Source organism: Nitrosospira sp. Nsp2 (assembly GCF_003050965.1).
In the GTDB taxonomy this organism is placed as follows: Bacteria; Pseudomonadota; Gammaproteobacteria; order Burkholderiales; family Nitrosomonadaceae; genus Nitrosospira.
The window spans coordinates 242,888-265,418 of sequence record NZ_QAOU01000004.1; the positions used below are offsets into that span (position 1 = coordinate 242,888).

Consider the following 22,531-nt stretch of genomic DNA (forward strand, 5'->3'; position numbering starts at 1 on the left):
CCGCTCCTGTTTTGTCCAGGACGAACGATATGGAAAGTAATCGCAATTTTGGAAAAGTAGCTGTTCTGCTCGGGGGGCGCTCGGCTGAACGCGAGATCTCGCTCAAAAGCGGCCATGCTGTGCTGGGCGCCTTGCTGCGCTGTGGTGTCGATGCCCATCCATTTGACCCTTCCGAGCATCGTATGGAGGCGCTTCTGGAGCAGGGATTCAATCGGGTACATATTGCCTTGCATGGACGCTATGGCGAGGACGGCACTGTACAAGGCGCACTGGAACTCATGGGCGTCCCTTATACGGGTAGCGGCGTAATGGCGAGCGCACTGGCAATGGATAAATGGCGTACAAAACTGCTGTGGGAGGCTGCGGGGATAACCACTCCCCATCATATCCTGATTAACGAAGAGAGTGATTTTGGCAAGGTAGTAAAGGAGGTTGGCCTGCCCATGATCGTAAAGCCAGGGCGCGAGGGATCGACAATTGGCTTGAGCAAAGTGGAAGACGAAAAGGATTTACCCGTCGCATGGCGCATTGCGGCGCAACATGACGCAATGGTACTTGCCGAACAGTTTATCGAGGGCACGGAACTGACCGCCGCGATTCTGGGAGATGTCGCGCTGCCTCTCGTCAGAATCGAAGTCGAAAGTGGATTATATGATTTCGAGGCGAAATATATTTCTGACCGGACCCAGTACTTCTGCCCCAGCGGTTTATCCAGCATCCAGGAGCAGGCGATTCAGGCGCTGGCGCTGCGTGCGCATCGCGTACTGGGTTGCGAGGGATGGAGCAGGGTCGACGTGATACTGGATAAGTCAGGACGGCCCTATTTTCTTGAGACTAACACGTCCCCCGGCATGACTGACCACAGCCTTGTGCCGATGGCGGCGAAAGCGGCCGGAATTTCATTCGATGAGTTAGTGCTTCAGATACTGGAGCTTGCACATGTGGGATAACCATCAGGCACTTGATCTGATATCGAACGTGCTGATCGTCGCGGCTGCGCTGACGTCGGCTTATTACATCAGCCAGTGGGCGGTGAATTTACCCGTTTTCCCTTTCAAGCAAATAGATATAAGCGGTAGCGATGGGGCTGGTGGCAAAGGCGGCAACGGTCGTAATGGCAGCTTAAGACACGTAACCCGAGAGCAAATCGAGACGGTCGTCCGCCACGAAGTCAAGGGAAATTTTTTTACGGTTGACCTGGACGCGTTGCGAAACGCATTCACAAAGTTACCCTGGGTCCGGACCGCTGCCGTGCGGCGCATTTGGCCGCAGAGCCTGGAAGTGACGCTTGAGGAACATGTTGCGCTGGCGCGCTGGGGCAGCAGCGCAACAGTAAACGTGCATGGGGAGCTGTTTCATGCCGTCTCGGATGAGAAACTGCCGCTGTTTGAGGGTCCCGGCGACAGTCCGCTTGAAATGTTACGGCAGCACACTGTGTTTAGCGGATTACTGCAACCACTTCAACAGAGTATCCGGGAAATCAAGCTTTCCCCCCGCCGTGCCTGGCGGCTTCGTCTTGATAACGGAACCGTCGTAGAGCTTGGTCGAGAGCAGATGGAAGCCCGGTTGGAGCGGTACGTTCTAGTGTATCCCCGGAGCAGCGGACAATTAAATCCACAACCCGGTTATGTGGATTTGCGTTATCCAAACGGCTTTGCGGTGCGATGAACGGGTGGCTTGCCAGCGAAACCCGGTCGGTTTATTGAATGCAGCAGATTTAAGGCTCTGGATGTAGATGAGTAGAGGCAACGAAACAAAAAACCTGATTGTGGGCCTCGACATTGGCACATCAAAAATTGTGGCAATCGTCGCGGAAGTGAAACCCGAGGGAGGGTATGAGGTGATCGGCATGGGCAGTCACCCTTCCCGGGGTCTGAAGAAAGGCGTGGTCGTCAATATCGAAACGACAGTGAATGCGATCCAGAGGGCATTGGAAGAGGCGGAGCTGATGGCGGACTGCAAAATTCGTGAGGTTTATACCGGCATTGCCGGCAGCCACATCAAGAGCTTCAACTCGCATGGAATGGTGGCCATCAAGGACAAGGAAGTATCCCGGCAGGACGTCGAACGCGTAATGGAAACCGCGAAGGCAGTGAACATACTTAATGATCAGCAGGTTCTCCACGTCCTGAATCAGGAATTCATCATTGATGGGCAGGAGGATGTAAGAGAGCCCATCGGCATGAGCGGGATTCGACTGGAAGTAAAGGTGCATATCGTGACAGGCGCCGTGTCCGCGGCGCAGAACATTATGAAATGCGTGCGCCGCTGCGGGCTCGAAGTACGCGATTTAGTGTTGCAGCCGCTGGCCTCGGCGATGGCCGTGCTATCCGAAGATGAAAAAGATCTGGGCGTCTGCCTGGTGGATATTGGTGGGGGCACCACGGATATCGCCGTGTTCACACACGGCGCGATTCGCCATACGGCCGTGATCCCCATTGCCGGGGACCAGATCACCAACGATATCGCGATGGCGCTGCGGACCCCGACAAAGGACGCTGAGGATATCAAATGCCGTTTTGGCTGCGCACTGCGGGGAATGGCAGACCCCCACGAAATGGTTGAAGTGGCGGGCGTGGGAGACCGCGGAACTCGGCAGCTTTCAAGACAAACATTGGCGGAAGTCATTGAGCCGCGCGTGGAAGAACTTTACTCAATGGTTCAGGCCGAACTGCGCCGCAGTGGTTTTGAGGAATTGCTTTCATCCGGGATCGTCATTACCGGCGGAAGCAGTTCCCTTCAGGGAATGGTGGAACTCGGTGAAGAGATATTCCATATGCCCGTACGGCTGGGTCTGCCGCACTACCACGGCAGTTTGGAAGAAGTCGTGCTCACGCCGCGTTGCTCTACCGGTATTGGCCTGATTGTGGCTGGCATGGAGCAGTTTCAGCGGCATCAGCACACAAGATTGCAGGGCAACTCTTTTAAGCGGATTTTGGAAAGGATGAGGAGTTGGTTTCAGGTTAATTTCTAAACGCAGTCTACTTTGTGCAGGGGGCGGGTGAGGCCTTCGCATAGGGCGGGTGCGGCGAGCGGGCAGAAACGGAAGGTTTGGATAGGTACGGATCAGTTGGTCCAATTTAATAAAGGAGAGGCGTCATGTTCGAAATCATGGACACACAAACACAGGAAGCGGTTATAAAAGTCATCGGTATCGGCGGTTGCGGCGGTAACGCGGTGGATCACATGATCCAGAATGGCGTGCAAGGCGTGGAATTCATTTGCGCGAATACCGATGCTCAAGCGCTGAAACGCAACCAGGCGCGTACTTTGCTGCAAATGGGGTCAGCGATCACGAAAGGGTTGGGGGCGGGCGCCGATCCTGAAGTTGGACGCAACGCAGCGCTGGAAGATCGCGACCGCATTGCCGAGTTGATTGAAGGGGCGGACATGCTGTTTATAACCGCCGGAATGGGGGGCGGGACCGGTACAGGGGCCGCACCCGTGGTCGCGCAGGTGGCTAAGGAGCTCGGCATTCTGACGGTAGCGGTAGTCACCAAACCGTTCTCGTTCGAAGGACGGCGTCTGAAGGCGGCCCAGGTCGGCATGGATGCATTGTCCCAACATGTAGATTCGTTGATTGTGATCCCCAACGATAAGCTGATGAGCGTGCTTGGCGAGGATATCAGCATGCTGGACGCGTTTAAGGCCGCGAATAACGTGTTGTATGGCGCAGTGGCCGGCATCGCCGAGGTCATCAACTGCCCGGGCTTGGTTAACGTCGATTTTGCCGACGTAAAAACCGTGATGTCAGAGATGGGGATGGCAATGATGGGCTCCGCATTTGCCGCGGGCCCCGGTCGCGCACGCGCGGCTGCGGAACAGGCGGTTGCCAGTCCCCTTCTGGAGGACGTAAATCTTTCGGGTGCACGAGGAATATTGGTCAATATTACCGCGAGCTCGGCAATGAAGATGCGGGAGGTCCACGACGTGATGAGTACCATCAAGGACTTCACCGCCGAAGACGCGACCGTGATAGTCGGCACGGTCATCGATGAGAATATGCAGGAAAATCTGCGGGTGACTATGGTGGCGACAGGGCTGGGAGGCGTAGTCAATCGCGCCCAGTCCAAGCCGTTTAGCGTCGTTCACACCCGCACAGGGACGGATAACGCGTTTGCAGATGGCATGAATTGGAAAGATCTCGATGCCCCAGCCTCGTTTCGGACACCCAGGCGGCGTGATGCAACCATTGAGGCGATGAAACAATCCGGCGTGGATGTATTGGATATTCCAGCCTTCCTGAGGAAGCAGGCCGACTAGAATCAGTATGAGCGGTTGTTTGCAGCCGCGTAGCGGTTAGCGGAAGGTGATGAATGTCGGCCGCGGGGTCGCTTGCGTTTTCGTGTCGGGATGAGTTCTTGACGCGATAGGCTTACTCCGGACTCTTGGCTTGCCGTTTCAGTAATCTTGCAACCGCGGTTCTTAAGGGCGATGGGGGCAACGCTACGACAAGATTAGCCAGGCTTTCGACGCCTGCCCGGCCCATCTGGCGTGTTTTTACCGTTACATCAGGCTCGATAGTACTATGGTAATTTGCTTGCACCGCAATCCGAATTGCAGTAACCTCATAACCCCGCGCCCGAAATTTTAATAATAACGAGGGCAGCATTTGCCTGAGCTTTGCTGCAATTGCGCCGTTTCGGGCGTATATGGTCAAGTCTCCGTCAACGAACGCGCCTAAGGCGCTGCGCTGAGCCAGTTGAGGCGGGGCAATTTTCATGAATACCTGTTGCATCGCGATAAGCTTGTCTGTCGAGTTAAACACCCGTTGATGCTCGGGCGTCAGCCTCAAGGACCCGAGGTAAAAGTTGATTTTGCGCGCGGCCATGGCTGAATCATAATTTAGGGAATGAGATGAATATTATTCTAATTTCCAACAATTTGGCAAAAGCCAGAACTCTGACCTTAACAACGAAGCATTTTGTATTGCTGGCAGCGGCATTCATTTCGTCTTCCGTGTTATTGGCGATGGGGTTGAATTATCTCTCCCTGCGCTATGCTGACAAACTCGATAGTCCCACGTTCAGGTCGCTTGTTCTAAGCGTACATCAGGAAGAGCATCAGAAAGCCCAGTCTTATTTGCGCGATAGTTTGAATGCAATGGCTATCAGGATGGGCCAGATGCAGGCGCAACTGTTGCGTCTTGATTCCGTAGGCGCGCGCTTGGCAGAGTTGTCCGGCATGAAGCCACAGGAATTCTTGTTCAATCAAAGCCCGGGGCAGGGCGGAGCGCACCCCACTCTTCCGACTCAAGATCTGTCGTTTGTAGAGATGGGCAATAAAATCCAGGAGTTGTCTGCTATTTTAGATGACCGTAGCGACAAGCTCGGCGCACTGGATTCGGTCTTGATGCAGGACAGGCTCAAGAAGAAGATGCTTCCCTCCGTGATGCCGATCGAGGCAAAGTGGTACTCCTCCGGATTTGGAGTGCGCATCGATCCTTTCACAGGACGTAGCGCGTTTCATGAGGGGGTTGATTTTATGGCCACGACGGGAACTCCGATTGTGGTTGCGGCGAGTGGCGTGGTGGTGTATTCCGACTACCATCCCGAATATGGTAATATGATCGATGTTGACCACGGTAATGAGTTCGTCAGTAGGTACGCGCATGCTTCCAGGCGCTTGGTCAAAGTCGGCCAGGTAGTGGTGCGGGGACAGAAAATTGCAGAGGTGGGCAGCACTGGCCGTTCTACCGGTCCGCATTTGCATTTTGAAGTCAGGCACAGGGGCTTACCGCAAAATCCATCCCGATTCTTGAAGATGCCCGGTTGAGCCGGATGAATACTCTGCGGGGGTGAGGCCAAAAACCTCACCCCTTATTTTTTGGACGTCGTTTAATTGAATATTCCGATTTCATGCTGAACAATTTGTTAAAGAAAGTCTTCGGAAGCCGTAACGATAGGCTGATCAAACAATATTTCCAGTCTGTTGCAACAATCAACGCGCTGGAGGGCAAAACTGCGTCCCTTACGGATGCAGAGCTGCGCGCAAAGACCGAAGAGTTCAAACAACGCATCACCGACGGCACAAGCCTCGATGCTCTTTTGCCGGAAGCGTTCGCGGTCGTGCGCGAGGCGAGCAAACGTGTTTTAAACATGCGCCACTTCGACGTGCAGTTGATCGGAGGCATGGTGCTACATAACGGCAGAATTGCCGAAATGAGAACAGGCGAAGGTAAGACATTGATGGCGACTTTGCCGGTATATCTCAATGCGCTGGCTGGCAAGGGCGTTCACCTTGTCACGGTCAACGATTACCTCGCCAAGCGGGATGCGGAATGGATGGGGCGCATATACCAATTTCTTGGTATCAGCGTTGGGGTAGTCCTTTCGCAGATGGACCATGGCGACAAGCAGGCTGCGTACTCCGCTGGCATTACCTACGGCACCAATAACGAATTTGGCTTCGATTACCTGCGGGACAATATGGTCAGCCATCCTGTCGAGCGGGTGCAACGCATGCTCAACTACGCCATCGTTGATGAGGTAGATTCAATTTTGATTGACGAGGCGCGCACGCCCTTGATCATATCAGGCCAGGCGGAAGGCAATACCGACGTGTACGTGCGCATGAACACGCTCATTCCTAAACTTGTCCGGCAGGAAACCGAGAAAGGCGTCGGCGACTTCAGTGTCGACGAAAAGGCCCAGCAGGTGCTATTGAGCGAGGCAGGGTTCGAACACGCGGAGAAATTGCTTACCCAAAGCGGCTTGCTCGCGCGGGGCACCAGCCTGTACGACCCCGCAAACATCAACCTCGTCCATCATCTTTACGCCGCATTGCGCGCGCACGCATTGTTCCTGCGCGATCAGCATTACGTAGTACAGAATGGCGAAGTGGTGATCGTTGACGAATTTACTGGCCGGCTCATGTCGGGAAGGCGCTGGTCCGAAGGGTTGCATCAGGCAGTGGAAGCCAAAGAAGGGGTCCCGATCCAGAAAGAGAATCAGACCCTGGCCTCCATCACTTTCCAGAATTATTTTCGCATGTACCAGAAGTTGGCCGGCATGACGGGAACGGCGGACACGGAGGCTTACGAATTCCAGCAGATTTATGGGCTGGAAACCGTCATTATTCCAACGCATCGTGACATGGTACGGATTGACAGGATGGATCAGGTCTTCCGAACCATGGATGAGAAATACAACGCCATAATCGAAGACATCAAGGACTGCTATCAGAGAGGGCAGCCGGTTCTTGTTGGGACGACCTCGATTGAGAACAATGAATTGCTGTCGAGTCTCCTGACGCGCGACAACTTGCCGCACCAGCTGCTAAATGCAAAGCAGCACGCGAGGGAAGCGGAGATCGTAACTCAGGCAGGACGTCCAAAGATGATCACGATTGCCACCAATATGGCCGGCCGGGGTACCGATATCGTGCTTGGGGGCAATCCGGAACCCGAGCTTGAGCGCCTTCGTTCTGACAGCGATTTGAGCGACGCGGATAAAGACGAGCGTATTGCAGAGGTGCAGGGGCAATGGGAGCTGCTGCACGAAGAGGTGCTGAAGCAGGGAGGCTTGCATATCATCGGCACAGAGCGGCACGAATCCCGTCGTGTGGATAATCAGCTCCGAGGCCGCGCCGGCCGTCAGGGCGATCCGGGTTCGAGCCGTTTTTACCTCTCCCTGGAAGACCCCCTTCTACGCATATTCGCATCCGATCGCGTTGCTGGCATCATGCAAAAGCTCAATATGCCACCAGGGGAAGCTATCGAACATCCATGGGTCACCCGCGCCATCGAAAACGCTCAGCGAAAGGTGGAAGCCCGCAATTTTGATATTCGCAAGCAACTGCTGGAATACGATGATGTCGCCAATGATCAGCGCAAGGTGATCTATCAGCAGCGTAACGAGATTCTTGAGTCTCAGGATATTTCCGAGACCATCACCGCGATGCGTACGGATATGCTGCGCAATCTCATCGTTCTTCACGTGCCGTCGCAGAGCGTTGAAGAAGAATGGGATATTCCGGGGTTGGAGAAAGCTTTAACCGCCGAATATCAACTGTCGTTGCCGGTGCACGAGTGGCTGGAAAAAGACTCCGACCTGCATGAGGAGAACCTTCATGAGCGGATTATCGGCGCAGCCGACCAGCACTATTCGAGCAAGGTGGACCAGGTCGGGGTGGAAATCATGCATCAGTACGAGCGGGCTGTAATGCTGCAGAGCCTGGATACGCACTGGCGTGAGCATCTGGCTGCCCTGGATCATTTGCGCCAGGGTATTCATTTGCGTGGATATGCGCAGAAAAACCCGAAACAGGAATACAAGCGCGAGGCGTTTGAGCTCTTTACGGGCATGCTTGAGGAGATCAAGGCAGAGGTTACCAGGATACTCATGACCGTCCAGATACGAAGCGAGCAACAAGTGGAAGCAGTGGCTGAGATGCAGTCGCCGCCGGTCAACGTGCAATACCATCACGCAGCCTACGAAGAGGCGCTGGGGGAAGAGGAGCCCCAGGAGGACAAAGAAGCTCAAGAGCGTCCTGAAAAGCTGCAACCATTTGTTCGTCAAGGCGGAAAAATCGGCCGTAACGATCCCTGCCCCTGCGGATCAGGAAAAAAATATAAACAATGCCACGGTAGGCTGAGCTGAGAATGCCACTAAGGTCTCGTGCCACGCTCAGTCGCCAACTCGACTGGTAATCCGAGCACGGACACGCAGTCATCCGTCCGCTCCTGCGCAGTATCCATGCTGCGTTATCTATTCAAGAGGGTTTGACGGACGCCCCGGTGGGTGTTATCGCGGAGCGTATGCGAGAGGTCGCAGGCGCGTTACGCTTGCGATTGGCTTGCAGCAAGCGTAACGAGCGATCACGATATTATCCGCGCTTCTGAAAATACTCGTCGTAACGGAAGATATAATCCTTGTCCTTCAGCGGCAAGTGGCAGGCGCGGCATGTGGCAGTATCATCTGGAGCCTTGGTTTTTCCATCGGCCATGTACATCGCGTAGATCCAGTCCCCATTTTTAAGTTCTGGAGGAGTAACGGTTTCACCCCATCCGGCACCTTTCCCCATCACCGCTATTTTCAGCAATTCACCTTTTACAAATTTGCCATCTGGCCCCTTCAAGGGAGAACCATCGGCCGCTTCGCGCGCCTTGTAAATTTCCATCACGGAAATGGTCCCGTTGGGGAAGGAATCGCCCATCTTGGTGCTGTGTCCAATCGGGTTAATATAGATTTCCCGGACTTGCTTGTTGTCTGCGCGCTGAATATCGGAAAGGAATTTCGGCCAACTCTTATACGCTGCGGGAAGGGGTAATTCCCCATCCTTGTATTTCTGAACCTGAGGAGCGGGAGGCACTTGCGCGCAACCCACCAGTATTGCTGTCAGCGCGACAGCCGAAAGAATCCCGTTGAAACATTTCATTTGATTTTTTCTCCTTCCTTATTATCGACAGCGATATAAAATATTATCTGTTATGGCTTGCTTGTCACGCTGGAAGCGCCTGATTAATGTTGTATGAGTTCGGGATACCCTGATTCAACTCAAACGCGCTGCGTCAACTGTCATTCACAGATGTGCCTAGTTGACGGTCGCATTATTATACTTCCGCCAATCTATTGCCGTTTCCCCGATGCTAACCGGCTCACGCCAGTTTCAGACCCGCATCATCCCATTGTGACGCAGGAGAGCATCGATCGTAGGTTCGCGTCCGCGGAAGGCTATAAATGACTCCAGTGCAGAGCGGCTTCCTCCCACCCCAAGGATCTCGTTCCGGAATCTCGTACCGGTATCAGCATTAATTACTTGGCCCGCGTGACTTTCCTCGAAAAGACTGTAGGCGTCCGCCGACAATACTTCTGCCCACTTATAGCTGTAATAGCCGGCGGCGTAGCCGCCGCCGAAAATATGCGAAAAACTGTTGGGGAAGCGATTGAATTCGGGGGGGATGATCACCGCTACCTGTGCACGAATTTCGTCCAGTAATTGCTGCGCTGTTTTGCCTCTGCTCGGATCGAAATCATAGTGGAGGCGTATATCGAACAAGGCGAATTCCACTTGACGAAGCATTTGAAGGCCGCTCTGAAAGTTCTTGGCCGCCAGCATTTTTTCAAACAGCTCGCGGGGAATGGGCTTGCCGGTATCCACATGTCTGGTCATATTGCCCAGCACTTCCCATTCCCAGCAAAAATTTTCCATGAACTGACTGGGTAATTCCACCGCATCCCATTCCACTCCATGTATGCCGGAAACGCCCAGGTCTTCCACCTGGGTCAGCAGATGATGGAGACCATGCCCAAATTCATGGAATAACGTGATCACTTCATCATGGGTAAACAGGGCAGGGCGGACGTGGCCGTCAACTACGACAGGCCCTGAAAAATTGCAGTTGAGATAGGCGACAGGCGCCTGGATCCCTTGCTCGCTCGCATCCACGGCCTCAACGCGTCGACGGCTGATCGCGTCATCCATCCATCCGCCACCGCGCTTGCCGGGCCGCGCATAAAGATCAAGATAGAATCGCCCGATCAGTTCTCCGTCGGTGGCGGTTATATTGAAAAGTTTTACATCCGCGTGCCACAGCTGAATCCCCGCTTCATCCGCCGGAGCGATGGTGATACCGTAAAGGTTCTCCACCAGTTTGAACATTCCGGGCAAGACGCTTGTTTCGGGAAGATATTGCTTCACTTCTTGTTCGGAAAATGCGTACCGTTCAGCGCGAAGTTTTTCACTTGCGTAGGCCAGATCCCACGATTCCAGATAATCTAGGTGCAGCTTGTCGGCGGCGAATTGCTGTAACTCTTTCAGGTCGCGCTCACCATAGGGTCTCGCCTTGGTCGCCAAGTCACCGAGGAACTCCAGAACCTGTTTTGGCGTCGAAGCCATTTTTGTTGCCAGCGACACTTCTGCGTAGCAATCGAACTCCAGCATCCTCGACTCTTCCTGGCGAAGTTCAAGTATTTTCGCAATAAGAGGCGCATTATCGAGATTAGCCGCACTAGCCTTGACAGAACCCGATGGCACGATTTCGCTGGCGCGGGTGGAGTAGGCGCGATACATCTTTTCCCGCAACGCCCGGTTGTCGGCATATTGCATGATGGCCATGTATGACGGGGCATGCAAGGTGAATTTCCAGCCCGCGGCATTATCCCGCTCCGCGAGTCCCCTTGCCGTTATGAGGGCATCCTCGGGTATGCCGGTAAGCTCGTCGGCGTTCTCCACGTGTAATACAAAGTTGTTGGTGGCATCCAGCAGGTTGTCATTGAACTTGGAAGCGAGCGCAGATAATTCCTCCTGAATCTGGAGGAATCGCGCTTTTTTCTCCTGCGGCAGCTCCGCGCCGCCTAGGCGGAAGTCCCGTAACTCGTTTTCTATAATCTTCTTCCGAGTGCTACTCAGATTCTCGAACTCTTTTCCGTTGTGCAGCTGTTTGAATTTTTCGAATAACGCCTGGTCCTGGCCCAGTTCGGCATAATATTGTGTGACTAGCGGTAGACTGGCGTTATAGGCCTCGCGTAGCTCCGGACTATTAACCACTGCATTCACGTGCGAAACCTGTCCCCAGGCGCGGGACAGGCGCTCGTTCGCATCAGTCATAGGCTGCACGAAATTGTCCCACGTCGGCGGAGCGGTATCCTCGCGTACCCTGGCAACGAGCGTGCGGTTCTCGGTTAGTAATTGCGCTACCGCGGGAGCGATGTGCTCGGTTCGAATGTCCGTAAAGCGCGGCAGTCCGGAAAAATCAAGCAGTGGATTCATCATATTGTCGGGAATAGCCAGCCCAGTGTCCATATTTATGCATGCAATGCGTGTCCAGGGTCTTACCCCTCATACACAATGTTACCATCAACCACGGTGTATTTTACCTTGCCTTGCAGTTCCATACCGAGGAACGGAGTATTCTTGCCTTGGCTTTTAAGTTCTGACGCCTGCACCGTCCAATATTGGCCTGGATCGAAGATGCACAGATCAGCAAGTGCGCCTGGCGATAGATGGCCCGTCTCCAGACCGAGTATGCGTGCCGGTTCTACCGTAATTTTTGCCAGCGCGGCAGCCAGCGGAATCTTCATTTGCGTTGCCCACTTCAAGGTCAGCGGCAGTAGCAATTCCAGGCCTACCGCGCCAGCCTCGGCCTCAGCAAATGGCAGCAACTTGGCATCTTCGTCCACTGGCGCATGATCGGAGCAGATCGCGTTTATCGTGCCATCCAGCAATCCGGTACGAAGCGCATCCAGATCGCTTAACCCTCTCAGCGGGGGGACAAGATGGCAATTGGAATCAAAGTAGCCGATATCCATTTCCGACAAATGGATGTGATTGACGGTTACATCACAGGTAATGGGCAACCCTTGCCCGCGGGCCGCCCGAACCATGGCGACACCCTCTGCGCTCGAGACTCGGCACAGGTGAACTTTGGCTCCCGTTTCGCGCGCCATCAAAATAATATTTGAAAGCGCTACCGTCTCGGCGCATACCGAAATCGGCGCCAGACCCAACCGTGTCGCTACTTCACCGTCATGGGCCACCCCGCCGTCCGCGAGATGCGCATCCTGAGGACGCAACCATACGCTGAACCCGAACGTCGAAGCGTATTGCATTGCTTGCAACAGGACGCGCGTGTTGGGAAGCGGCATGTCCGATTGCCCGAACGCAATACACCCCGCATCGCGTAATTCGGCCATTTCTGTCAGCCATTCGCCTTTTAATCCTCGCGTAAGCGCCCCCAGAGGGTAGACGCGGGCCTGATGAAGACTACGGGCACGGTGTTTGAGCATCTCCACCAGACCGGGTTCATCCAGTACGGGATCGGTGTCGGGCGAACACACCAGGCTGGTGATACCGCCGGCTACCGCGGCTGCCATTTCAGATTCCAGCGTCGCCTTGTATTCAAAACCAGGTTCACGCAGTCTTGCTGATAAATCCACCAGGCCTGGGGAGACGATCAGTCCCTTCGCCTCGATTTCGCAATCGGCCTTGAAATCGGCAGGGATGGGGCCCAAAGCAGCAACTTTTCCGGCGTCAATGGACACATCAATTACGATGTCTAAGCCGTTTTTCGGATCGATGACGCGGCCATTCCTGATGACGAGCTTCATACCAGCCCTCAATTTCCCGCCAAAATCGACATGACCGCCATCCTTACCGCAATGCCGAAGGTCACCTGCGGCAGAATAACGGATTGCCTGCCATCAGCAACGGCAGAATCGATTTCCACGCCGCGGTTCATTGGGCCCGGGTGCAGAACGATTGCATCTTGCCGCGCCAGCGCAAGTTTTTCCTGAGTCAACCCGTAATATTTGAAATATTCCTCCGTACTGGGGAGGCGTGCACTTAGCATCCGCTCATTTTGCAGACGCAACATCATGAGCACATCCACATCTTTCAGTCCCTGCGCCATATCATGGTAAACATGTACCCCTAGACGTTCAACCTTCGAGGGCAGCAATGTCTTTGGCGCGATGACCCGCACTTCCGGGACGCCGAGCGTGGTAAGTGCGTGTATTTGCGAACGCGCCACACGTGAATGAAGAATGTCGCCTACTATGGCAATGCGCAGGCTGCGAAAATCACGTTTGTAACGACGAATAGTGAACACGTCCAACAATCCCTGGGTGGGGTGGGCGTGCCGTCCATCCCCGGCATTGATGACATGAATCTCGGGTCGCACATGGCGCGCTATCAAGTGTGCCGCTCCGCTCTGAGCGTGGCGCACGACGAACATGTCGGCATGCATCGCAGAAAGGTTATTCACCGTATCCAGCAGCGTCTCTCCTTTGGATTGAGAGGAGGCCGCGATGTTGAGATTGACTACATCGGCAGAGAGCCGCTTTGCCGCGATCTCGAAGGTAGTACGGGTCCGGGTACTGGGTTCGAAGAATAAATTGAAAATCGATTTGCCGCGTAGTAAGGGTACTTTTTTAACATCGCGCTCTGTAACCCCGACGAAGGATTCTGCGGTATCGAGGATGTTGAGCAGGATGGGGGCAGGCAGCCCCTCAGTAGTGAGGAGGTGCTGCAGTTGCCCTGTCTTGTTCAGTTGCGGGTTGTTACCCATCGTTCCGAATCTTGCTATAGAGGCTCAGGCTTAATACTCCATCCGCGGCTTTTTCCAGCGCAAGCATTTTATCTGCGGGAATGTCGAGCATGGCGCCAACGTATTGAGCGGCTATGGGAAGTTCTCTGCCCCCGCGGTCGATCAGGGCGGCTAGCCGGACACTCGCGGGCCTGCCGTAATCGAATAATTCATTGATTGCCGCCCGGATGGTGCGACCGGTATAGAGGACGTCGTCTACCAGAATAATATGGCTGCCTTCCACCGTGAAGGGAATGTCCGAGGGCCTGACCTGTGGATGCAGGCCAATCTGGGCAAAATCATCCCGATAAAACGACACATCCAGCGCGCCTGATGCAAGCGGAAGCTGCAAGTCCTGATGTAGCCGCTCAGCTAGCCATACCCCACCGGTATGGATTCCCACCAGCGCGGTGCCCGGAGTAATATCATGCCGGATGCGATCGGTTAATTGGACCAGTAGTTGTTCTGCGTCAGGTAGCTGCATCTCGGTTGTCAAAATAGGTTTGCAATATCAGCTGGGCCGCCACCTGATCCATTACGCGTTTCTGTTTAATCCCGTTAACACCTGCTTCTCGTAACGCATTGCTCGCGCTGGTCGAGGTGTAGCGCTCATCCACCAGTAGTGTCTCGATCCCATAACGCCTTTCCAGTCGTTGCGCAAAGCGACGGCTTCTGCGGGTCAATTCGTGTTCCCCGCCATCGGGGTAGGTGGGCAGGCCAACCACCAGGAGGACCGGCTGCCATTCCTCAATGAGCTGGGCGATGCCCGCAAAACATGCGCGCTTGCTCTCGTTGCCAATGGTGGAAAGTGGATGCGCGAGGCTGAGCTCCAGGTTCCCCACTGCTGTGCCGATACGCTTTACCCCAAAATCGAATGCCAAAATCATCCCGGCACGGCGAAACGCGCCGGTCTCATTAGGAACCGGTGGAAGTTGTTCGGCTTGATCCCGCATGACTTAAGTATTATTGATGCCAGCGCGGTTTATGAATGCCCCACTTCATCCGATAAACTTGAGAAGTCTACGCCGAGCAACCGCATCGCGGCTGCTAGCCTCTCCTCAGCCGGCAGTTCGAAAATAATGCTGGGCGCAGCGGGCACCGTCAGCCAAGCGTTCAGTGATAATTCATGCTCTATCTGGCCCGGGGCCCATCCCGAATAGCCTAACGCCACCAGTAATCCTGTTGGGCTTTCGCCATCTGCTATTGCTCGCATAATGTCGAGCGAAGTTGTCAGTCCGACGTCTTCATTGACAACCATGGTCGACTGCCAGTTGCCCACCGGTTGGTGCAGCACAAAGCCCCGGTCCAGTTGGATCGGGCCACCGAACATGACAGGCACTGCCTGTGCGCCCTCGCCATCGGAAGAAATGCCAAGCTGATCGAAGAGGTCTTTCAGAGTAAGATCGATCGGGCGGTTGACAACGACACCCAATGCTCCCTGCTCGCTGTGCTCGCAAATATAAGTGAGGGTCCTGGAAAAAAACGGGTCTGCCATAGCCGGCATGGCAATCAGAAAATGATGGGTCAGGTCGACGCTTTGCATGAATGTGCGGATTGGCTATCACTGCAGTATATTGAATACAGCATCCGATTTGAAAATCTCGCTTCCGGGTTCGTTTCTGGTGACACTTGAGATCATCCGACCCAGTGCGCTTCCCTAAGAATATGCAAGTTCGTACTCTCCTGGATGAGTTCAGTATTTTTCTGATGTTTCCGGGCGTCTTATTAGGGCGCCAGGCTATCCTCCAACCACTGTTTTGCTATCATTGTAGAACGAATCGGGCCGAAGCAGCGGATTTTACAAGGCGATCCCCGCTCAAACTGGAAGGCCAACCCGTCTATACCGCCGACCGCTATACCCTCGTGCTGGTTCAAGACCTAGAGGGTCCCGTTTACTGTGTGACACTAGCGCAAATGGTTGAGACTTTCATTACATGTCTTTGAGCTGGATGCGAGCGGCCACCGCCGGCTTAATAGCCGGGGTAGTGGCTACGATTGCTCAGATCGTTTTGTGGTGGGCATTCACGGATGACCTGCCAAACATATTGTACCGGGATGCACGTTTGACCGCTGCGATCCTTATGGGACCAGAAGTTCTGCCGCCACCCTCAACGTTTGATCTGAAGATAATGATCGTCGCGACTGTTATCCACGTTGGACTTTCCGTCGCATACAGTCTGATCCTGGTTCTTGCAATTCACCGGCTAAGCACGATACTCGCTCTTTTTTCCGGGCTTGTGTTCGGGCTGATTTTATATGTAATTAATATGTACGGCATCACTGCCGTATTTCCCTGGTTTGCGGCGGTCCGTGACTGGATCACGATTGCGGCGCACGCTGTGTTTGGAGTATCCGTTGCCGCTGCCTACAAATTTATGCCGATAAATCAATCGGCATAACGTAAAAGACTGGATACGAGGGCATGGAATTTTTTTTTGGGATCCGGCAAGCTGGGATTCGCCTCGGCCTCAACGCATTTATCGTCGGTCACCTCCGCGCAGAAGTCGTAATAATTGTCCCAATCGTTGTTGTATGCCGGAATATCCTTCTGCGGGACACTGGGCCGAAAGCTTTCGATGATTTCATGCATTACCGGCAACCTGGCAGATAGATACATATCGATACTTTTAGGCCATCTGGTGGGCTCGGGATACAAGCCCGAAAGCGTTGAGAGAATAGCTGCACGAAATTCATCGGCTGCGTCTGCGCGTCGCTTGCGGGTGAACAGCTCATAGATGCCAGCGAAAACGATGCCAATGGCAAGCAACACCAGTGGCCACATGGGTACGCGGTCGAAGTAGCCAGCTATTTGGTCTGTCCATTCATTCATATTTTGAGTTCCGGTTATCTTATTTTTTGATAAGAGAGCGGATTGCCCGCCTTCACCACTATAAGGGGCCTGCGGTCCGTAGCGGTGCGGTAATGCTGAGGCAAGCCACCTTCATGTTACTTGCAGGACGCGGGGCGGTGTTGCGGCAGCAGGGTGCCCGGACGCAGGCCCGGGACCCCTGCTGCAGGGTCGTTGCTGTCGTTGCAGACCCATTTGACGCCATCCGTTGTGGCTAACACCAGGGTTCGGCCACTGTCATTATTTAGAAGCCCGGGGCTGACACCGCTATTCTTGAAGGTCGCCGTTACCTGGAAGCCGGAAGGCAAGGTTACAGGCGTCAGGCTTGCAACATACTTTCCGCTACGATCCGTTATCAGACCGTCAAACTCCGATTGTGTGGGCCATCTTCCGTTTTCGGAGTAGAACCCCGTTATAGGGGATTTTACGCTATCCAGAAGATTAACTGCCTCCGTCACCTGTGCACGAGCCTGGGAATCCTCGTAAAGCTGGTAAGCTGGGGGAATGGCAATGGTTGCCAGGATGCCGACGACCGCCAACATCATCATTGTTTCGATTAACGTTAAGCCCCGCTGATCCTGCTTCGTCCTCATAAAACTCCTTCGGTTAAAACGCATACTGTTCCGTTACTTCGCCATGCGGTTTATCTGATAAGCAATACTGGTATGGTCGAAAGCTCAATAACCTTGCTCGCCACAGAGCCCAGCAATATTCTCTTAACTGCGCCAAGGCCACGCGGCCCCATCACTATTTGATCACAGCCCATTTCTTTCCCATACTGCATAATCACGTCCGGCGGATTTCCCACGGCAATGTGGTAATGGCAGACGAGCCCGGCCCGATCGAGTAATTCACGTGCCGCCTGCAGCTCTTTCAGCCCCTCCTCCCGATGATACCTGTCGATACTTTCCTTATCGATGAAAAGGGGTACGTTTCCGCGCTGAGGAAATTGCACGTTCAACAGGTGTATTTCGGGGATGTGCCTATACCAATCCAACCGTGCGATGAATTCCGTAATTGCTCTATTGGAAGCATCGGAACCATCAACCGGAAAAAGGAATCTCAACATCTTGTCTCCTTTCCGCGAGCGGTTGACGCACTACAAAGGTTTATCTGCGTCATCTGCCAGATCGACAATACGTGCCGTTTTTTCCCGCGTCCTTGCCGCCAGCCACTTGCCGGTAGCGATCACCAGTAATGCGCCAATAGCAGGCGCCCCCCAATTCAGAAAAGCTGCATTTGCGTTCACCCATTCCTTACTGGCCGCGTCGGTTACGCTCATCCCCCCCGCGATCCAGCCGAGCAATCCCGCGCCTATTACCACGATCACCGGGAAGCGATCCATGAGTTTCATGACCACCTTACTACCCCAAACGATGATGGGCACACTAACGATCAGTCCGATAACCACCAGGGTTATACTGTCCCGCGAGGCGCCAGCGATGGCAACGACGTTATCGAGACTCATCACCGCGTCGGCAATAATAATAGTCCTGATAGCACCGAGCAGTGTTGTGTTCGCGGCAATTGCGTGTCCGTCATGTTCAGGCTCGGTCTTAAGCAGGTTAGTTCCAATCCACACGAGCAGCATCGCCGCCACAATTTTCAGGAAGGGAATCGCCAGCAAATTCAACGCAAAAAATACCAGGACTACCCTCAGCGCGATCGCGCCGAATACCCCCCAGAAAATGCCTAGGTTCCGTTGTTTCTCCGGCAAGTGCCTGCAAGCAAGCGCAATAACTACCGCGTTATCACCACCCAGAACAATGTCGATCGCGATGATTTGAAGTACCGCGACCCAAAACTCCGGACTGGCAAAGTCCATACGTGATCTCTGAAATGATGTGGACGCGAAATGAAGGCTGGATCGTCACGCCCCAAAACCCGGGGGAGCGCAACCACGATTATACCAGCGTCCAGTCAATCCTCCGCCTCGGCGCCAATAAACCGCAGAATTTGATCACGTTTTGGAACGGTGTCGTGATAACCCAATTCGATTAAGGCGCGACAGAAGGGTTCCTCGAACAAAATGTAGCTCAACAGTGCCGAGCCATCGCGTCTCATCGCCCCGATGGCCCGAGAGAAAAGTCGCATCGTGCCCGGTAGCGCGTGAGAGTGCCGTTCAGCAATCTCGTTAATTTCCACGCTTGGCGATATCACCATCGATTCTATGGGCCGCAGCGCATGATTCTTCAGACTCGCCTCCGGGATCATGCGAAGCGTATTATTAATGCGCTGCAAGCGCTCCAGGTCGACTTCCAGACTGTCGAGGAAAATGCTTCCCATGATGTGACCGCCGATTTGCGCCAAGGTCGGATAACTGTCCACCTTAACGCGTTCGGGTTGCGTATCGACAGCCTTCCGCACCCCAATCACCAGCACTCGGTCCGCGCCGAGATGCAGGGCGGGACTGATCGGTGCAAGCTGCCGCATGGAGCCGTCGCCAAAATATTCCCGGTTGAGCCTTACGGCTGGAAAGAGAAGTGGAATAGCCGACGATGCTAGAAGATGATCAACCTTTATGCGCGCTGAGATACCAATGCGGCGATGCCGTTTCCATGGAGCGATGCTGTCCACCCCCTGGTAGAAGGTCACCGATTGTCCCGAAGTGTAGCCCCAGGCCGTGATCCCCAGTGCGTGCAGAGCGCCTGCATCAATACTTTTCCGAATCCCCCCAAGCGGGAAACTTTGGTTGAGTAGTTGAGCCAGAGGTGAATTGTCCAAGATGGAAACAGCCGTGCGTTTTCCCAGACCACCAAATAGCAAGGATGCAAACCATCGAGCGGCGTTTCCGTATGCGCCAACGGGATCAGAGCGATAGGCCTGGTTTACATGCGCGTTTTCCCACACCGAGGCAAGACGTCTCACGCCTTCATGAAAATTACGTGCCGAAAGCGCTAAACTGACGGCATTAATTGCGCCGGCGGAGGTTCCGCAAATGACAGGAAAGGGATTCGGCGCCTTATCCGGCAGCATTTCCGCGATGGCGCGTATTACCCCTACCTGATACGCCGCACGCGCGCCACCGCCGGTTAGGACAAGACCGACCTTAGGACGCGCTGACTGCAGCACGAAACTCATTCTCAGCAGCCAATCGCTTTCCGGTTGTCGGGTACGCCGGGTTGATGAAAAAAACGTTCAAACAACGGCGGCGTCTTGGCAAGCGGAGATATGGACGCATCATTGGGAAAAAAAAGATGCCGAACAACATTACTCATGTTTGTTTGGAAGTTCCCACCATGTTCTCCGGCTTTACCCACTGTTCGAATTGCTCCGCTGTGACATATCCCAGCTCCGTTGCGGCCTGTTTCAGGCTGGTACCGTCACGGTGCGCTTTCTTGGCTATTTCTGCTGCCTTGTCATAGCCGATGTGGGGTGTAAGTGCGGTAACCAGCATCAGCGAATTGCGCGTCAACTCTTCGATATGCTCGACGTTGGCCGTGATCCCTCTCACGCAATGCTCGTCGAAGCTCATCATTCCATCAGCGAGTAGGCGCACGCTTTGCAGGAAATTGTGGATGATGAGGGGCTTCATCACGTTGAGCTCGAAATTTCCCATGGCTCCCCCCATGTTAATCGCGACATCATTACCCATTACCTGGCAACACAGCATGATCATTGCCTCGGACTGGGTGGGGTTAACCTTGCCGGGCATGATGGAACTGCCCGGCTCATTTTCCGGAATCTTAAGCTCGCCGATGCCACAACGAGGTCCCGAAGCGAGCCAGCGGACATCGTTGGCGATTTTTATCAAGGAGGCTGCCAGGGTTTTCAGTGCGCCATGGGAATACACGAGCGCGTCATTGGACGCAAGAGCCTCAAATTTATTGCGTGCGGTAACAAAAGGCAGGCCCGTCAGGCGTGCCAGTTCGTCCGCAACGCGCGCCGCAAATTGAGGGTGGGCATTCAATCCCGTGCCCACCGCCGTTCCACCCAGCGCCAGCTCGTACAGATGCGGAAGTGTTGCTTGCACGTGCTCAAGCCCATGTTCCAGCTGCGAGACGTAACCCGAAAACTCCTGCCCCAATGTCAGGGGCGTCGCATCCTGTAAATGGGTCCGCCCAATTTTGACAATATGCGCGAATTCCTCTGCCTTGGCGGCCAACGACGCCGTCAGCGTCGTAAGCGCGGGTATCAATTGCTGATGGATGGCGCGTACCGACGCGACATGCATCGCTGATGGAAACACGTCGTTGGAAGACTGCCCCTTGTTCACATCGTCGTTGGGATGAATCTTGCGTTCCGTCCCTCTCCCTCCTCCGAGCAACTCGCATGCGCGGTTTGCCAACACCTCATTCATGTTCATGTTGGTCTGCGTGCCTGAGCCGGTCTGCCAGACCACCAGCGGAAATTCTGCATCATGACAGCCGGAGATGACCTCATCGGCAGCTTGCATGATGACATTGGCGCGTTCCGCCTCAAGCAGGCCAAGGTCGCAATTCACCTTCGCTGCTGCGCGTTTCACCATCGCAAGCGCGTGGATCAATGCGATCGGCATACGTTCGCCGGAGATTCGGAAATTTTGCAAGGAACGCTGGGTCTGGGCACCCCAAAGCGCGTCTGCGGGTACCTGCATCGTGCCCATGGTGTCCCGCTCTTCGCGGTAGTTCATGCGGGCTGGAAAAAACACATGAGGTGGCTCACACGCTGACTCAACGCTTCGGTGAATTCGACCTCGCCAATCAGTTCCGCGCGAGGGAAAGTGGACGAGTCATTCGCGTTCACGGAGGACGCGAGGAGTTATCCTTCCCATTACTCGAGGCTCTGGTTGCCTGGTCGTGTGGCTTTTCCTTCGCACAATTCAGGTAGACAGCGATGGAGGACGCCCAGGGTTTGGAAAAGGAGATCGAGCGATAAACTGCGGGCCCGACAGGTGATGCTCAGTTCTCGAGTCGGAAGGACTCTTCACCGGGTTGCCCCGTTTCAGGGTCTATCCAGTCGGAGATTCCGATCTCATTCTCCGCCTGCTCCAGGGTTTCACCCGGTTCATAATCCGATTCAGCGTTGTATTCCATGTCCTGAACGGCTTCAAGCAGCGTGGGGAAGGGACCGAAAACCTTCTCGCTCTCCGTCTCATCAAGCCAGTAAAACCCATCGGGACGTTCGATAATACGCGTGGTGTCGTAATCGCGCGACGTTTGTGGAATTGTATGAACCATGTCTACCTCCACTACGATTTAGGGATTGAACTCAGGTGAATGTTAACCTCGTCCGTAAAATTTTACCAGCGTAAATTTGTTATATAGTTAAACGATATCTGCGTTTATTTGTTCTATATTGTCATGTGTTGTTATGCGTTTATCGAACAGATAAGGTGCATCGTCTATTTTCAGGAATATTTTTTAGAGAGGGTCTTTGTATTTTCGAGGAGCTATGGTGGAGAAAGAGGAATGGTAATTTGTGAGATCTTAAAAGAAGAAAGAGCAACAGGCGAACCTCCAAAACCGCTAGCTCGGCTGATCCAATAAAAACGAGTTTGGTATGCCGCGCGAGCCAGAGGCCCGCGCGGCAAAACCCAGGTTAGCTAAAAGTAGTATCTTGATGGGAACGCCAAGGCTGGCGTACATTCTCCGTTGGGCCCGTGAAAGACAAGTTGTAGGTGACATGGGCGCTTTCACCACCACGTCACAAAAAAAAACGATAGAGTGTCAATGCTA

Annotated in this window: 22 protein-coding genes; 7 read left to right on the forward strand and 15 right to left on the reverse strand. The window is 54.1% G+C overall.

Annotated elements, in window-relative coordinates; all coding sequences use genetic code 11:
• Nucleotides 1-29: 29 nt before the first annotated feature.
• The 4 genes from C8R31_RS10950 (at nucleotide 30) to ftsZ (ending at nucleotide 4,263) form a co-directional block, all read left to right on the forward strand.
• The gene (locus C8R31_RS10950) at nucleotides 30-950 is read left to right on the forward strand and encodes a D-alanine--D-alanine ligase (protein WP_107694098.1); all 921 of its coding nucleotides are present in this window, start codon (nucleotides 30-32) and stop codon (nucleotides 948-950) included.
• On the forward strand, nucleotides 940-1,668 hold the full coding sequence (locus C8R31_RS10955) for a cell division protein FtsQ/DivIB (protein WP_107694099.1): 729 nt from the start codon (nucleotides 940-942) through the stop codon (nucleotides 1,666-1,668). Before C8R31_RS10950 ends, C8R31_RS10955 begins: the two co-directional genes overlap by 11 nt.
• A 67-nt stretch (nucleotides 1,669-1,735) precedes the next feature.
• Nucleotides 1,736-2,974 (forward strand): cell division protein FtsA, encoded by a 1,239-nt coding sequence (gene ftsA, locus C8R31_RS10960; RefSeq protein WP_107694100.1) that lies wholly within the window; start codon nucleotides 1,736-1,738, stop codon nucleotides 2,972-2,974.
• 125 nt (nucleotides 2,975-3,099) lie between these two features.
• A complete protein-coding gene (gene ftsZ, locus C8R31_RS10965; RefSeq protein WP_107694101.1) occupies nucleotides 3,100-4,263 on the forward strand; it encodes a cell division protein FtsZ in 1,164 nt (387 codons plus the stop codon).
• Nucleotides 4,264-4,375: 112 nt separating this feature from the next.
• Here ftsZ and C8R31_RS10970 read toward each other — a convergent pair whose 3' ends face one another.
• Nucleotides 4,376-4,831 (reverse strand): DUF721 domain-containing protein, encoded by a 456-nt coding sequence (locus C8R31_RS10970; protein WP_107694102.1) that lies wholly within the window; start codon nucleotides 4,829-4,831, stop codon nucleotides 4,376-4,378.
• A 26-nt stretch (nucleotides 4,832-4,857) separates the two neighbouring features.
• On the opposite strand from C8R31_RS10970, the gene C8R31_RS10975 reads away from it, so the two are divergent.
• Together C8R31_RS10975 and secA are read left to right on the forward strand one after the other, a co-directional pair.
• A complete protein-coding gene (locus C8R31_RS10975; protein WP_107694103.1) occupies nucleotides 4,858-5,775 on the forward strand; it encodes a M23 family metallopeptidase in 918 nt (305 codons plus the stop codon).
• Nucleotides 5,776-5,858: 83 nt separating this feature from the next.
• The gene (secA, locus tag C8R31_RS10980; protein ID WP_107694104.1) at nucleotides 5,859-8,600 is read left to right on the forward strand and encodes a preprotein translocase subunit SecA; all 2,742 of its coding nucleotides are present in this window, start codon (nucleotides 5,859-5,861) and stop codon (nucleotides 8,598-8,600) included.
• Between the two features lie 226 nt (nucleotides 8,601-8,826).
• Here the strand turns inward: secA and C8R31_RS10985 are convergent, their stop codons facing one another.
• The 7 genes from C8R31_RS10985 to C8R31_RS11015 all read right to left on the reverse strand — a co-directional run bounded on the left by C8R31_RS10985 (nucleotide 8,827) and on the right by C8R31_RS11015 (nucleotide 15,569).
• Nucleotides 8,827-9,378 carry a cytochrome P460 family protein gene (locus tag C8R31_RS10985; protein ID WP_107694105.1) on the reverse strand — a complete coding sequence of 184 codons (552 nt, stop codon included), beginning with the start codon at nucleotides 9,376-9,378 and terminating at the stop codon, nucleotides 8,827-8,829.
• A gap of 231 nt (nucleotides 9,379-9,609) precedes the next feature.
• Complete coding sequence (locus C8R31_RS10990; protein WP_107694179.1) at nucleotides 9,610-11,715, reverse strand: M3 family metallopeptidase; 2,106 nt, start codon at nucleotides 11,713-11,715, stop codon at nucleotides 9,610-9,612.
• Between the two features lie 59 nt (nucleotides 11,716-11,774).
• On the reverse strand, nucleotides 11,775-13,049 hold the full coding sequence (locus C8R31_RS10995) for a dihydroorotase (RefSeq protein WP_107694106.1): 1,275 nt from the start codon (nucleotides 13,047-13,049) through the stop codon (nucleotides 11,775-11,777).
• Between the two features lie 8 nt (nucleotides 13,050-13,057).
• Complete coding sequence (locus C8R31_RS11000) at nucleotides 13,058-14,008, reverse strand: aspartate carbamoyltransferase catalytic subunit (protein WP_107694107.1); 951 nt, start codon at nucleotides 14,006-14,008, stop codon at nucleotides 13,058-13,060.
• A complete protein-coding gene (pyrR, locus tag C8R31_RS11005) occupies nucleotides 14,001-14,510 on the reverse strand; it encodes a bifunctional pyr operon transcriptional regulator/uracil phosphoribosyltransferase PyrR (protein WP_107694108.1) in 510 nt (169 codons plus the stop codon). The genes C8R31_RS11000 and pyrR overlap by 8 nt, the downstream gene beginning before the upstream one ends.
• Entirely contained in the window at nucleotides 14,497-14,979 is a 483-nt protein-coding gene (gene ruvX, locus C8R31_RS11010; RefSeq protein ID WP_107694109.1) for a Holliday junction resolvase RuvX, read from the reverse strand. Before ruvX ends, pyrR begins: the two co-directional genes overlap by 14 nt.
• 29 nt (nucleotides 14,980-15,008) lie before the next feature.
• The gene (locus C8R31_RS11015; protein ID WP_107694110.1) at nucleotides 15,009-15,569 is read right to left on the reverse strand and encodes a YqgE/AlgH family protein; all 561 of its coding nucleotides are present in this window, start codon (nucleotides 15,567-15,569) and stop codon (nucleotides 15,009-15,011) included.
• 391 nt (nucleotides 15,570-15,960) lie between these two features.
• Between C8R31_RS11015 and C8R31_RS11025 the strand changes: the two genes are divergently transcribed.
• Nucleotides 15,961-16,425 (forward strand): sodium:proline symporter, encoded by a 465-nt coding sequence (locus C8R31_RS11025; RefSeq protein ID WP_107694112.1) that lies wholly within the window; start codon nucleotides 15,961-15,963, stop codon nucleotides 16,423-16,425.
• Here C8R31_RS11025 and C8R31_RS11030 read toward each other — a convergent pair.
• From C8R31_RS11030 to C8R31_RS11060, 7 genes are all read right to left on the reverse strand, one after another.
• Entirely contained in the window at nucleotides 16,413-16,856 is a 444-nt protein-coding gene (locus tag C8R31_RS11030; protein WP_107694113.1) for a hypothetical protein, read from the reverse strand. The two genes, C8R31_RS11025 and C8R31_RS11030, sit on opposite strands and share 13 nt — an antisense overlap.
• Nucleotides 16,857-16,972: 116 nt before the next feature.
• A complete protein-coding gene (locus C8R31_RS11035; protein ID WP_107694114.1) occupies nucleotides 16,973-17,467 on the reverse strand; it encodes a pilin in 495 nt (164 codons plus the stop codon).
• 50 nt (nucleotides 17,468-17,517) lie between these two features.
• Nucleotides 17,518-17,943 (reverse strand): universal stress protein, encoded by a 426-nt coding sequence (locus tag C8R31_RS11040; protein ID WP_107694115.1) that lies wholly within the window; start codon nucleotides 17,941-17,943, stop codon nucleotides 17,518-17,520.
• A gap of 30 nt (nucleotides 17,944-17,973) precedes the next feature.
• A complete protein-coding gene (locus C8R31_RS11045; RefSeq protein ID WP_107694116.1) occupies nucleotides 17,974-18,699 on the reverse strand; it encodes a TerC family protein in 726 nt (241 codons plus the stop codon).
• 95 nt (nucleotides 18,700-18,794) lie between these two features.
• Entirely contained in the window at nucleotides 18,795-19,955 is a 1,161-nt protein-coding gene (locus tag C8R31_RS11050) for a patatin-like phospholipase family protein (RefSeq protein ID WP_107694117.1), read from the reverse strand.
• 133 nt (nucleotides 19,956-20,088) lie between these two features.
• Entirely contained in the window at nucleotides 20,089-21,486 is a 1,398-nt protein-coding gene (fumC, locus tag C8R31_RS11055) for a class II fumarate hydratase (RefSeq protein WP_107694118.1), read from the reverse strand.
• Between the two features lie 268 nt (nucleotides 21,487-21,754).
• Nucleotides 21,755-22,033, reverse strand: a complete 279-nt coding sequence (locus tag C8R31_RS11060) for a hypothetical protein (RefSeq protein ID WP_091136463.1) — start codon at nucleotides 22,031-22,033, stop codon at nucleotides 21,755-21,757.
• Between the last annotated feature and the right edge of the window lie 498 nt (nucleotides 22,034-22,531).